This is a genomic window from Pseudomonas sp. 10S4 (genome assembly GCF_034344865.1).
Lineage (GTDB): Bacteria > Pseudomonadota > Gammaproteobacteria > Pseudomonadales > Pseudomonadaceae > Aquipseudomonas.
On the sequence record NZ_CP133774.1, the window covers coordinates 1227195 to 1241235 of the forward strand.

Here is a 14041-nt window from a genome sequence, read left to right on the forward strand (position 1 = left end):
AGAACTCGGTCAACTGTGGGAGCGGGCTTGCTCGCGAAAGCGGTCTCTGAATCCACACAAAACCTCCTGACTGAAAGGCAAAAAAAGCCCCGATCAAGCCGTCACAGGATCGGGGCAGAGGGTACTGTTGAGGAGCTGTTGCGCGAGGGTGACCAAACCTTCGTGAAGCCAGCTGAATCCAGTGTGCCTACTCCCTGCCCCGGCGAGTTAGCCGAAAACGACCTGTTCATAGGTATTGCGGCCATTGCGACAAATCGTCCTTGCCGACACCCCGTGCCCCTACCAGAATCGAGCCACGACACCGTTCCCTGAAGAAGGATTGCGTCATGATGTACGCCGATTTGATTGACCAGGAAGACCTGCTGGGCCAACTGAAGTCGTTAGGATTTCAAGTGCCGAGCGGCGCAACAGCGGAGCAGGCATGCGAGTGTGCAGTGCGAGGTTTGAACGATGAGCGGGCGATGACGCTGCGCACCATGGTCAAGCAAATGTACACCAGCAGCGCGACCATCCTGCCGGCCGTGCTGCCAGGCGATCGACAAGCAATTGCTGCCGGCGTTGGCCGTTTACCAGCAGAGCCGTAGTGCCTGAATATCAGCACTGAGCAGCTTCATGTGGCGAGGGAGCTTGCTCCCGCTCGACCGCGAAGCGGTCGCAAAACCAGCGAATGCGGATTGTCTGAACGACCGCACATACCGGTTTTGGGGCTGCTTCGCAGCCCAACGGGAGCAAGCTCCCTCGCCACAGTAGCCCGTGCGGTTTAGAGCCTTACGCTGGCGAAGGTCGACTCATTACGCGCCTGACTCAACGCCGACGAACGGCCCGGACAACGGCGCAGCACCAGCGCTTGCGGCAATGGCATCATCGCCACCTGTTGCGTGGTGTTCGACCCTACGCGCTCGTCACGCGGCGGAATGCCGAAGTATTCGCGGTAGCACTTGGAGAAGTGCGGCGTGGAAACAAACCCGCACACCGACGCCACTTCGATGATCGACATCGGCGTTTGCTTGAGCAACTGCCGGGCACGGATCAAGCGCAGTTTCAGGTAGTAGCGCGACGGCGAGCAGTGCAGGTATTTCTGGAACAGCCGCTCCAGCTGACGGCGTGAAACGGCGACGTACACCGCCAGTTCGTCGAGGTCGATCGGCTCTTCCAGGTTGGCTTCCATCAGCGCAACGATTTCCTGCAACTTCGGCTGATTGGTGCCGAGCATGTGCTTGAGCGGTACGCGCTGGTGATCCTGCTCGTTGCGGATGCGCTCGTAGACGAACATCTCCGAGATCGCAGCCGACAACTCACGACCGTGATCACGGCTGATCAGGTGCAGCATCATGTCCAGCGGCGCGGTGCCACCGGAGCTGGTGAAGCGGTTACGGTCGAGGGTGAACAACCGGGTGCTCATGGCCACGCGCGGGAAAGCTTCCTGCATCGAGGCCAGGCATTCCCAGTGCACGCTGCAATCGAAGCCGTCCAGCAGACCGGCGCAGGCCAAGGCCCAACTGCCGGTGCAGACCGCGCCGAGGCGACGGGACTGACGGGCCTGGCTTTGCAGCCACGACACGTGTTCGCGGGTCACGGTGCGCTGGATACCGATACCGCCACAGACGATGATGGTGTCCAGGGCCGGCGCTTTGTGCATGGAGCAATCGGGGGTGATCTGCAGACCGTCACTGGCCCAGACCTGGCCGCCGTCGACGGTGAGTGTGGTCCAGCGATACAGCTCGCGGCCGGACAATTGGTTGGCCATGCGCAGGGGTTCTACTGCGGAGGCCAGAGAAATCAGCGTGAAATTGTCCAGCAGCAAAAAGCCGATGGATTGAGGCGCACGGTTCTGGGGTTGAGCCCCGGAGTTGAACGTCGTCATCGCGGTATCTCCTCACACAAAGCGGGTGATGGCCTCAGGCGGAGGCTCTTGTTATTGCCATCGTTCTCGCGTGGGAGACGGGCTTTGTAATGACAGAGCAATTGCCATGCCTAAAGTTGAATGGTCATTCAATAACTCCTGAAAACGACGTCGCGGCGTGTCTATATAAGCCGTGCGCAGAATGGGGGTTATAAGTGCCATCAACGCGAGCAAATGCGCTGCGCCGCAGGCTGTGAGCAAATCGGTAGCACTTGTGGGAACAGGGGCTGCGACGTGCTGGAGAAGAGTGTCACCGCAAGCACAGGTGACAGGCGGTAATGGCCAACATGGATCCCGGATCCGGGGAAAGTGGCTTGTCTGATTACGACGCGCTAAAAGGTGGCGCGTTTTGGAGCGGGTGTTCACTTAGCGCGCAGTTTTGACTGGTCTTCTCTGGCAACAGGGATTTCTGTGGCGAGGGAGCTTGCTCCCGCTGGGGCGCGAAGCGGCCCTGAAACCTGCAACCCAGTTCTTTCAGATGAACCGCGCTGGCTGGCTTTGCGGCTGCTGCGCAGTCGAGCGGGAGCGAGCTCCCTCGCCACAGAAAATCACTTCACCAGTGAACCAAGTGGCCTCAACACTCCACCGCACTAACCGCCAACCCACCGCGCGATGTCTCTTTATATTTGTCATGCATGTCGGCACCGGTATCGCGCATGGTGCGGATCACCCGATCCAGCGAGATAAAGTGCTGACCATCACCACGCAACGCCATCTGCGCCGCGTTGATCGCTTTCACTGCGGCAATCGCATTGCGCTCGATGCATGGCACTTGCACCAGACCGCCGACCGGGTCGCAGGTCAGGCCAAGGTTGTGTTCCAGACCGATTTCCGCCGCGTTGCACAACTGCTCAGGCGTAGCGCCAAGAATCTCCGCCAACCCGGCCGCCGCCATGGCGCACGCCGAGCCGACTTCACCCTGGCACCCGACTTCGGCCCCAGAGATCGATGCGTTCTTTTTGCAGAGAATCCCCACCGCGGCGGCACTGAGGAAATAGTCGACGACGTTGGCCTCGGTCACCACCTCGCTGAACTTCATAAAGTAGTGCAACACCGCCGGAATGATCCCCGCCGCGCCATTGGTCGGCGCCGTGACCATACGCCCGCCGGCCGCGTTCTCTTCGTTGACCGCCAGGGCGAACAGGTTGACCCATTCCATCGCGCTCAACGTCGAGCCGATCACGTTAGGCTTACCCAGCTCTTGCAGGCTGCGATGCAACTTGGCCGCCCGCCGACGCACATTCAATCCGCCGGGCAAGATGCCTTCGTGCTTGAGGCCCTGATCGACGCAATCCTGCATGGCGCGCCAGAGTTTCATCAGGCCGCTGCGGATTTCCTCTTCGCTGCGCCAGACCTTCTCGTTGGCCATCATCAACTCGGCCACGCGCAGATTGTGCTTCTGGCAGAGCTCAAGCAGCTCTACTGCACTGGAAAAGTCGTAGGGCAACACGGTGCGATCCAGGTCCACCACACCGCTGGAGGCTTGCGCCTCATCGACGACAAAACCGCCGCCAATCGAATAGTAGGTGTCACGGTGCAGTTCACCGTGATCGCCTTCTACAATTAAAGTCATGGCATTCGGGTGAAACGGCAGGTTCTCGTCGATCAGGCGCATGTCCCGAGCCCAAATGAATGGCACTGACAAGCGTCCGTCGAGCAACAAGGTGTGGGTTTCGCGCAGGCTCTCGATGCGGATACCGATTTGCGACGGGTCGATCGCGTCCGGCCACTCGCCCATCAGGCCCATGATCACGGCGTTATCGCTGCCGTGACCGATGCCGGTGGCCGACAACGAACCGTAAAGCTGAACTTCGACGCGTCTTACTTGTTCCAAAAGACCCTGCTCACGCAAACCTTGCACGAACAACGCCGCTGCCCGCATAGGCCCGACGGTGTGCGAACTGGAAGGGCCAATGCCGATTTTGAACAGGTCGAAAACGCTGATAGCCATTACTGCCGAACTCCTGGATGTGCCAACTCCGGACGCAAAAGCGCCCAGTGACGGAGCTGCTACGCTCAAGCTGCAATCCGCCGAGATGGCCGCATCATCAGGCTTTTGTCATGTCGTTCGACGTCTCACACCGACGCACTCATGTCCACCAACGCCGCGTGTCTTTTACGTAGCGCTTTCGCCGTTTTTTGCGGTTCAGAGGGGCAAACAGGGCTTAAAAAAGCTGTAAACGACGTCACTGACACTGGATGCGACCATCCCTGTACTGGTTACGACGCACCCTGTAGGCGTCAGATTTTCACTGGTACATGATCGTATCGACTCGATTGCAAGGCGCCGTGGTAGAGCTGTCTCCAAAACGCCATCCAACCGCAACCCATAAGTGCGGTGGTCCAATCGGAACACTGCCAAAAAAACACAAAGGAGTCCACCCATGAAAGGTTCCCCGTCGTTGTTGTTGGCCGCCATGCTGAGTCTGCCGTTACTGGCTCAAGCCGCAGAACCCGCTCAATGCAGCACCGTAAACTTCTCTGATGTCGGCTGGACCGACATCACCGCCACCACCGCAACCACCAGCGTTGTACTCGACGCCCTGGGTTACAAAACCAAGACCACCATGATTTCCGTGCCCGTGACCTACAAGTCCCTGGCCGACGGCAAGAACATGGACGTGTTCCTCGGTAACTGGATGCCGACCATGGAAAACGACATCAAGGCCTACCGCGATGCCGGTAGCGTTGACGTCGTTCGCACCAACCTCGTCGGCGCCAAGTACACCCTCGCCGTGCCGCAGGCGCTGTACGACAAAGGGCTGCATGACTTCGCCGACATCGCCAAATTCAAGAAAGAACTCGACGGCAAGATCTACGGCATCGAACCGGGTAACGACGGTAACCGCCTGATCCAGACCATGATCGACAAGAACGCCTTCGGCCTCAAAGACGCTGGCTTCAAAGTCGTCGAGTCCAGCGAAGCGGGGATGCTGTCGCAGGTCGACCGCGCCCAGAAACGCGATACCGCCGTGGTCTTCCTCGGCTGGGCACCGCACCCGATGAACAAGCGCTTCAAGATTCAATACCTGACCGGTGGCGATGACTTCTTTGGCCCGGACTTCGGTGCGGCCACGGTGGCCACTAACACCCGCAAGGGCTACGTCCAGGAATGCAGCAACGTCGGCACTCTGCTGAAGAACCTGGAATTTACCGTGGACATGGAAAGCTCGCTGATGGGCAACATCCTGGACGACAAGATGAAGCCTGACGCAGCTGCCAAGGCCTGGCTGAAAAAGAATCCAAAGGTGCTTGATACCTGGCTCGCTGGCGTGACCACCATTGACGGTAAACCAGGCCTGGAGGCCGTGAAAGCCAAGCTCGCGCAGTAATCGCTTACGCCGGGCGAGTTCGCTCGCCCGGGCTGTTTATTTCCTTGCATGCGGACGTTCACTACCATGCTGATTGATCAGAAAATCCCCTTAGGCCAGTACATCGCGAGCTTCGTTGAATGGTTGACGCAACACGGCGCCAGCACATTCGACGCGATCGCCGTGACACTGGAAACGATGATCCACGGCGTGACGTTCGCGTTGACCTGGTTCAACCCGTTTGCATTGATCGGCCTCATCGCACTACTGGCCCACTTCATTCAACGAAAGTGGGGACTGACCGTTTTCGTCATCCTCTCCTTTCTGCTGATCCTCAATCTGGGGTACTGGCAGGAAACCATGGAAACCCTGGCCCAGGTGCTGTTTGCCACCTTCGTCTGCGTGATCATCGGCGTGCCGTTGGGCATCGTCGCCGCGCACAAACCGATGTTCTACACACTGATGCGTCCGGTGCTCGATCTGATGCAGACCGTGCCGACCTTCGTGTACCTCATTCCGACCCTGACCCTCTTCGGGCTGGGCGTGGTCCCGGGTCTGATCTCGACGGTAGTGTTCGCGATTGCCGCGCCTATCCGCCTGACCTACCTGGGTATCCGTGATGTTCCCGCAGAACTGATGGACGCCGGCAAAGCCTTTGGCTGCTCGCGCCGTCAACTGCTCTCTCGTATCGAACTGCCCCACGCGATGCCAAGCATTGCGGCCGGTATCACCCAGTGCATCATGCTGTCGTTGTCGATGGTGGTGATCGCGGCACTGGTGGGCGCCGATGGCCTGGGCAAACCCGTGGTCAACGCACTGAACACCGCCGATATCGCCCTGGGCTTCGAAGCCGGGTTGGCAATCGTACTGCTGGCGATCATGCTCGACCGTATCTGCAAACAACCCGACGCTAAAGTAGGGGGTGACGCATGAGCATTATTCGCTTCGAAGACGTCGACGTCGTCTTCTCCAAAGACCCGCGCGAGGCGCTCAAGCTCCTCGATCAGGGCATGACCCGCGACCAGATCCTGAAAAAACCGGCCAGATCGTCGGTGTTGAAAAAGCCAGCCTGGACATCGAAAAAGGCGAAATCTGCGTGCTGATGGGCCTGTCCGGCTCCGGCAAATCCAGCCTGCTGCGTTGCATCAACGGTCTCAACACCGTCAGCCGTGGCAAGTTGTTCGTCGAGCACGAAGGCAAGCAGATCGATATCGCTTCCTGTACCCCGGCAGAACTGAAAATGATGCGCACCAAGCGCATCGCGATGGTGTTCCAGAAGTTCGCCCTGATGCCTTGGCTGACGGTGCGCGAGAACATCAGTTTCGGTCTGGAAATGCAGGGTCGTCCTGAGAAAGAACGGCGTAAATTGGTGGACGACAAGCTTGAGCTGGTGGGCCTGACCCAGTGGCGCAACAAGAAGCCCGACGAGCTCTCCGGCGGTATGCAGCAACGTGTCGGCCTGGCCCGTGCACTGGCGATGGACGCCGATATTCTGCTCATGGACGAACCGTTCTCGGCCCTCGACCCGCTGATCCGCCAAGGCCTGCAAGACGAATTGCTGGAACTGCAAAGCAAGCTCAACAAGACCATCGTTTTCGTCAGCCACGACCTTGATGAAGCGCTGAAACTCGGCAGCCGTATCGCCATCATGAAAGACGGCCGCATCGTGCAGTACAGCGTGCCGGAAGAAATCGTGCTGAACCCTGCGGACGATTACGTGCGGACCTTCGTGGCCCACACCAACCCGTTGAACGTGCTGTGCGGTCGCAGCCTGATGCGCACCCTCGACAACTGCAAACGCATCAACGGTTCGGTGTGCCTCGATCCGGGCGGCGATTCGTGGCTGGACCTGGCCGAAGGCAACACCATCAAGGGCGCACGCCAGAACGGTGCCAGCCTGGACCTGCAGAACTGGGCGCCGGGGCAAGCGGTTGAAGCCTTGGGTCGTCGGCCAACGCTGGTGGACTCCAACATCGGCATGCGTGATGCGCTGCAGATTCGTTACCAGACCGGCAACAAACTGGTGCTGCACGACAACAACAAAGTGGTGGGGATTCTGGGCGACAGCGAGCTGTACCACGCGCTGCTCGGCAAGAACCTGGGCTAAGGCAACAGACACAAAAACGCCGCGAGAGGATCGCGGCGTTTTTGTTAGTACAGATATTTGGCTGTAAACACGGACCACTGTGGCGAGGGGGCTTGCCCCGTTGGGTCGCGCAGCGGCCCCATAGCCAGATAATACGGTCGTTCAGATACACCGCATTATCCGGATTTACGACTGCTTCGCAGCCGAACGGGGTGATGCGGCGTTCCGACAAGCCCCCTCGCCACAATAGAGCCGCGGTGCATTCACTGCACCGCAGACCTCAAGTCTCAGCTATAGACACGGCCAAGGAGCTGCCGATGGCTTTCAAACTGATCGAGCACGTCACGGGTGATCTGATCCTGAGCGAAGCCCATCAAGTCGTAGTCCTGGCTGCCGTTGTGCAGGTACACCTCGGCGCGGTAGTAACGTGCACGCGGTTCATCGGCACTATGCGCCGGCACCGTCTCGCTCGCTGCTGCCAAGTAACCGTCCAGGCTGACTTCGTAGACAAAAGGGTTGCCCTCTTCCATCTCGATCCGCAGGCCCATGCAACGCTTGGACTTGCCCAGCAACGTTTGCACGTCCAGGCCCTGAGCACGCAATTGCACCGCGGCATCTTCCAGCGCCGGGCTGACTTGCTTGTCCATGAAACGCTGAACGATCGACTGGTTCGGTTGCAGGTCCAGCTGAGTCAAACGCTCACTGAAACCACGACGACCGCGCGCGGCCAACTCCGCTTGCTCCTGCTCGATCTGCACGTCCTGGCGCATCGCCTTGTGCAAGCCGAACATAAAGAACACCAGCACCACCGAGAACGGCAGACCGGCCAGCACCACCATGGTTTGCATGGCTTCGAAGTTACCGGCGAACAACAGGCCGATGGTCACCAGGGTAATCACCGCCGACCAGAAGATCCGCAGCCAGTGCGGGGCATCTTCATCAACGTTGCCGCCCTTGCAGGAAAGGTTGGCCATCATCACCGCGCCGGAATCCGCCGGGGTCAGGAACAACACGAAACCAACAAAAATCGACACGCCGATGACGATTTTCGAGGCCGGGTAATGCTCAAGCAATTGGTAGATCGCCATGGACGGCTGTTCGAGTGCCGTCTTCCCGAGCTCCACCGCCCCATGGTTCATCACCAGGTCCAGGGCCGAGTTACCGAAGATCGACAACCACGCCAGGGTGAAACCCAGCGGGATCAGCAGCACACCAGCAACCAGTTCACGCACCGTGCGACCACGGGAAATACGCGCGATAAACATGCCGACAAATGGGGCCCAGGAAATCCACCAGGCCCAGTAGAACAGGGTCCACAGGCCCATCCAGCGTTCGGTCTTGTCGGCGCTGCCTTCGTACACATAGAGATCGAAGGTTTTCAGCACGATACCGTTCAGGTAGTCACCGATGTTCTGCACGAAGCCGTTGAGCAGGTGCAGCGTGGGGCCGAACAGCAGCACGAAAATCAGCAGACCGCTGAACAGCACGATGTTCAGGTTGGACAGACGACGGATGCCGTTTTCCACACCGGACACGGCAGCAATGGTCGCCACGGTGCTCATCACGATGATCACGATCAACAGGTTGGTGTTGCTGTGTTCCATGCCGAACAGATTTTCAAGGCCCGACGACACTTGCAGCGAACCAATCCCCAGGTTCGTCACCAGCCCCAGCAGGGTTACGAACATGCCGAAGCCGTCCACCGCATGACCAGCCGCGCCTTTGACCCAACGCTCGCCCACCAGCGGATACAGCGCCGAACGCAACGCCAGCGGCTGGTTATGACGGTAAGCAAAGTAAGCAACGGCCAGACCGACCAATGCGTAGATCGCCCAGCCGTGCAGGCCCCAGTGCAGGAATGTCAGTTGCACTGCCTGACGGGCAGCCATGTTGCTGGCGGCCACGCCTTCCGGCGGGTTGAAGTAGTGGTCCAGCGGCTCGGACGCACCGAAGTACAGCAGCGAGATGCCGATACCCGAGGAGAACAGCATCCCCGCCCAGGCGCCGTAGCTGAAGTCCGGGGTGTCGTCCTTGCTGCCCAGTTTGAGCTTGCCGTAGGACGAAAACGCCAGGCCGACCACGAACACCAGGTAAGCAGCGATCACCACCATGTAGTACCAGCCGAAGCTGCGGGACAACCAGGCTTGGGCGATACCGAGCAATCTGCCGGCCTCTTGCGGGGCAATGATCAGAATGGCGGTCAACAACAGGATCAACGCGGTAGAGGTGTAGAACACCCAACCGTTGACCGTCACCTTCTCGGGTGGGGTCTTTATAAGAGAGGCAGAACTCATGGCACAGATGCTCCGGGCAGTGCGGGAGAAGAACACAAGGCAACGCGTTACCCGACCAATCGGTTAGTTGGCAGCCGACCGGCGGGTGATATAAAGACAGCCCGAAAAAAGCCCGAAGCCCCGGAGCGCCAGTGCGCGGGGGTTTCGAGCGTTTTCAGATGTCGTTTTTCCGCCAGCTACACGTAGGAAAAACCTGTAGGCAGCGACGAATTGTCGCAGATCTTATTCTTTGTTGATTGAACGTTCAATCAAAACAAAATAGACTGGCCTTCAATCCGATAGACGTTTTTCGTCCGTCGGAAGGCCTAAGGAGATGTGCAAGATGCCCAAGGTCGGTATGCAACCCATCCGCCGTCAGCAATTGATCGAAGCCACATTACAGGCTGTCGATCAGGTCGGAATGGGGGACGCCAGCATTGCGCTGATCGCCCGTTTGGCCGGTGTCTCGAATGGCATCATCAGTCACTATTTTCAGGACAAGAATGGCCTGATCGCCGCCACGATGCGGTATCTGATGAGCGTCCTCAGCGAGAGCGTCACCGCGCGCCGCCAGGCGCTGGCAGATGACAGCCCACGGGCCCATCTGCAGGTGATTATCGAAGGCAACTTCGACGCCAGCCAGGTCAATGGCCCGGCAATGAAAACCTGGTTGGCCTTTTGGGCCACCAGCATGCACCAGCCGTCATTGCACAGGTTGCAGCGGATCAACGATCACCGTCTGTATTCCAACCTGTGCTGCCAGTTCCGCCGTGTATTGCCGCTTGATCAAGCGCGCAGTGCCGCCCGTGGCCTGGCAGCCCTCATTGATGGCTTGTGGTTGCGCGGCGCGCTGTCGGGAGACGCTTTCGACACCGAGCAGGCGCAACAGATCGCTTACGAATACATGGATTTCCAATTGGCCAAGCAGGTGAGTTAGAGCACACATAAACGCTCAACCCCTGAACTGCTGCTGATCGGTGTTGCCACAACCTAATGGCATCACCCCAGTGGCCTACGCCAACCACTTATGCACTTGCGAGGACACTATGGCCCGTTTCGAACTGCAAAAACTCTACATCGATGGCGGTTACTCCGACGCCAGCAGCGACGCCACCTTCGAAGCCATTAACCCGGCTAACGGTGAAGTCCTCGCAACCGTACAGCGTGCGACGAAAGAAGACGTCGAACGCGCTGTGGTCAGCGCTGAAAAGGGCCAGAAAATCTGGGCTGCCATGACCGCCATGGAGCGTTCGCGCATCCTGCGTCGTGCCGTTGATATCCTGCGCGAGCGCAACGATGAACTGGCCGCGCTGGAAACGTTGGACACCGGCAAGTCGTTCTCCGAAACCAAGTACGTCGACATCGTTACCGGCGCTGACGTGCTGGAGTACTACGCAGGTCTGGTTCCGGCCATCGAAGGCGAGCAGATCCCGCTGCGCACCACTTCGTTCGTCTACACCCGTCGCGAGCCACTGGGCGTCGTGGCCGGTATCGGCGCGTGGAACTATCCGATCCAGATCGCCCTGTGGAAATCCGCACCGGCCCTGGCGGCCGGCAACGCGATGATCTTCAAGCCAAGCGAAGTCACCTCCCTGACCACCCTGAAACTGGCCGAGATCTACACCGAAGCCGGCGTTCCGGCTGGCGTGTTCAACGTCCTGACCGGCAGCGGCCGTGAAGTCGGCACCTGGTTGACCGAACACCCACGCATCGAAAAAATCTCCTTCACCGGCGGCACCGATACCGGCAAGAAGGTTATGGCCAGCGCTTCGGCCTCGTCACTCAAAGACGTGACCATGGAACTGGGCGGCAAATCCCCGCTGATCATTTTCGACGACGCCGACCTCGATCGCGCCGCCGACACCGCGATGATGGCCAACTTCTACAGCTCCGGCCAGGTCTGCACCAACGGCACTCGCGTGTTCGTACCGACTCACCTGAAAGCTGCTTTCGAAGCCAAGATTGCCGAGCGCGTTGCGCCATCCGCATCGGCAACCCGGAAGACGAAAACACCAACTTCGGCCCGCTGGTCAGCTTCGCCCACATGGAAAGCGTGTTGGGCTACATCGCCAAAGGTAAGGAAGAAGGCGCTCGCGTGCTGTGCGGCGGCTCCCGCCTGACAGACGGCGACTTTGCCAAAGGTGCATTCGTGGCACCGACCGTGTTCACCGACTGCACCGACGAGATGACCATCGTGCGCGAAGAAATCTTCGGCCCGGTCATGGCCATCCTGACCTACGACACCGAAGAAGAAGTGATCCGTCGTGCCAACGACACCGACTTCGGCCTGGCGGCCGGCATCGTCACCAAAGACCTGAACCGCGCTCACCGCGTGATTCATCAACTGGAAGCCGGTATCTGCTGGATCAACGCCTGGGGCGAGTCCGACGCCAAGATGCCGGTCGGCGGCTACAAGCAATCGGGTGTTGGCCGTGAGAACGGCATCAGCTCGCTGAACAACTTCACACGCATCAAATCGGTACAGGTCGAACTGGGCGATTACGCCTCGGTTTTCTGATCCACGCGAAGTCTGGAGTGAACGCCATTGTGGCGAGGGGTTTACCCCCGTTGGGCTGCGAAGCGGCCCCATCCCAGACACCGCATGTCTTCAGATAGAAAGCGGTCGCTGATTTTGCGACTGCTGCGCAGCCGAGCGGGAGCAAGCTCCCTCGCCACAAGTTAAGTGGCAGCTCGGCCACCCGCGACCTGACCACTTTCAAAGAGGGTGCATTTAATGTCCCAAGAATACGATTACATCATCATCGGTGCCGGCTCGGCCGGTAACACCCTGGCGACCCGTTTGACTGAAGACGAAGGCGTCACCGTCCTGCTGCTCGAAGCGGGCGGCCCGGACTACCGTTTCGACTTCCGCACGCAAATGCCGGCCGCTTTGGCGTTCCCGCTGCAAGGCCGTCGCTACAACTGGGCCTACGAAACCGATCCAGAGCCACACATGGACGGTCGCCGGATGGAATGCGGTCGCGGCAAAGGCCTCGGCGGTTCCTCGCTGATCAACGGCATGTGCTACATCCGCGGCAACGCGATGGACTACGACAACTGGTCGAAACTGCCAGGCCTGGAAGACTGGGACTACCTGAACTGCCTGCCGTATTTCCGCAAGGCTGAAACCCGCGACATCGGCCCGAACGACTACCACGGTGGCGAAGGTCCGGTCAGCGTGACCACGCCAAAGGCCGGCAACAACCCGCTGTTCCACGCGATGGTTGAAGCAGGCGTGCAAGCCGGTTACCCGCGCACCGAAGACCTGAACGGTTACCAGCAGGAAGGCTTCGGCCCGATGGACCGTACCGTGACGCCGAACGGCCGTCGCGCCAGCACCGCTCGCGGTTACCTGGACACAGCCAAGAAGCGTTCGACCCTGACCATCGTTACCCACGCTCTGACCGACAAGATTCTGTTTGAAGGCAAGCGTGCAGTCGGCGTGCGTTACTTGATCGGCGCCGCTGAAGAGCGCGTTGAAGCCAAGGCCCGCAAAGAAGTGCTGCTGTGCTCCGGCGCCATCGCTTCGCCGCAGATTCTGCAACGCTCCGGCGTCGGCCCGGCCGAACTGCTGAACAAGCTCGACATCCCGGTGGTCCACGATCTGCCAGGCGTCGGCGAAAACCTACAGGATCACCTTGAGCTGTACCTGCAATACGCTTGCACCCAACCGGTCTCGCTGTACCCGTCGCTGCTCTGGTACAACCAGCCAGCCATCGGTGCCGAGTGGCTGTTCAACGGTACCGGTATCGGCGCCAGCAACCAGTTCGAAGCCGGCGGTTTCATCCGTACCCGCGAAGAATTCGATTGGCCGAACATCCAGTACCACTTCCTGCCGGTCGCGATTAACTACAACGGCAGCAACGGTGTGAAAGAGCACGGCTTCCAGGCGCACATGGGTTCCATGCGTTCGCCGAGTCGCGGTCGAATCCAGGCCAAGTCCAAGGATCCGCGCGAGTACCCAAGCATCCTGTTCAACTACATGGCCACCGAGCAAGACTGGCAGGAGTTCCGCGATGGCATCCGCCTGACCCGTGAAATCATGCAGCAGCCTGCACTGGACGCCTACCGTGGCCGCGAAATCAGCCCGGGCATCGACGTGCAAACCGATGAGCAGCTCGACCAGTTCATCCGCGAACACGCCGAGACCGCGTTCCACCCGTCCTGCTCCTGCAAAATGGGCACCGACGACATGGCCGTGGTTGACGCTGAAGGTCGCGTACACGGCATGCAGAGCCTGCGGGTGGTCGATGCCTCGATCATGCCGATCATCACTACCGGCAACCTGAACGCACCAACGATCATGATTGCCGAGAAAATCGCCGACAAGATCCGTGGTCGTCAGCCATTGCCGCGTAGCAAGGCTGCTTACTTCGTGGCCGGTGATGCACCGGTGCGTGGCAAGCCGCTGCGGGATGTGAGCCCTACTGCCCAGTAAGACCGTTACACCGCGGCGCAGCCTTCGCGA

7 protein-coding genes and 3 pseudogenes are annotated in these 14041 nt (G+C 59.5%); 7 read left to right on the plus strand and 3 right to left on the minus strand.

Annotation, left to right across the window (positions count from 1 at the left end; all coding sequences use genetic code 11):
* Positions 1–326: 326 nt before the first annotated feature.
* A pseudogene (locus RHM58_RS05795) lies at positions 327–591 on the plus strand (hypothetical protein).
* Between the two features lie 169 nt (positions 592–760).
* Here the strand turns inward: RHM58_RS05795 and RHM58_RS05800 are convergent.
* Positions 761–1864, minus strand: coding sequence for a GlxA family transcriptional regulator (locus RHM58_RS05800; protein WP_322269853.1), 1104 nt, complete (start codon positions 1862–1864; stop codon positions 761–763).
* Between the two features lie 613 nt (positions 1865–2477).
* The gene (locus tag RHM58_RS05805) at positions 2478–3854 is read right to left on the minus strand and encodes an L-serine ammonia-lyase (RefSeq protein WP_201198417.1); all 1377 of its coding nucleotides are present in this window, start codon (positions 3852–3854) and stop codon (positions 2478–2480) included.
* Between the two features lie 433 nt (positions 3855–4287).
* Here RHM58_RS05805 and RHM58_RS05810 point away from each other — a divergent pair, with 433 nt between their 5' ends.
* The 3 genes and pseudogenes from RHM58_RS05810 (at position 4288) to choV (ending at position 7321) form a co-directional block, all read left to right on the plus strand.
* The gene (locus RHM58_RS05810) at positions 4288–5235 is read left to right on the plus strand and encodes a choline ABC transporter substrate-binding protein (RefSeq protein ID WP_201198419.1); all 948 of its coding nucleotides are present in this window, start codon (positions 4288–4290) and stop codon (positions 5233–5235) included.
* 66 nt (positions 5236–5301) lie between these two features.
* Positions 5302–6147: a choline ABC transporter permease subunit gene (gene choW / locus RHM58_RS05815; protein WP_201198421.1), complete on the plus strand. Its 846-nt coding sequence runs from the start codon at positions 5302–5304 to the stop codon at positions 6145–6147.
* Positions 6144–7321 (plus strand): annotated as a pseudogene (choV, locus tag RHM58_RS05820) (choline ABC transporter ATP-binding protein). The gene choW and the pseudogene choV overlap by 4 nt, the downstream one beginning before the upstream one ends.
* A gap of 266 nt (positions 7322–7587) precedes the next feature.
* On the opposite strand, the gene RHM58_RS05825 reads toward choV, so the two are convergent.
* Positions 7588–9537 carry a BCCT family transporter gene (locus tag RHM58_RS05825; protein WP_322270815.1) on the minus strand — a complete coding sequence of 650 codons (1950 nt, stop codon included), beginning with the start codon at positions 9535–9537 and terminating at the stop codon, positions 7588–7590.
* Positions 9538–9916: 379 nt separating this feature from the next.
* Between RHM58_RS05825 and betI the strand changes: the two genes are divergently transcribed.
* The 3 genes and pseudogenes from betI to betA all read left to right on the plus strand — a co-directional run bounded on the left by betI (position 9917) and on the right by betA (position 14011).
* Positions 9917–10510, plus strand: coding sequence for a transcriptional regulator BetI (betI, locus tag RHM58_RS05830; protein WP_201198427.1), 594 nt, complete (start codon positions 9917–9919; stop codon positions 10508–10510).
* Between the two features lie 109 nt (positions 10511–10619).
* Positions 10620–12091, plus strand: a pseudogene (betB, locus tag RHM58_RS05835) (betaine-aldehyde dehydrogenase).
* A gap of 216 nt (positions 12092–12307) precedes the next feature.
* Entirely contained in the window at positions 12308–14011 is a 1704-nt protein-coding gene (gene betA, locus RHM58_RS05840; RefSeq protein ID WP_322269855.1) for a choline dehydrogenase, read from the plus strand.
* Positions 14012–14041: the final 30 nt, after the last annotated feature.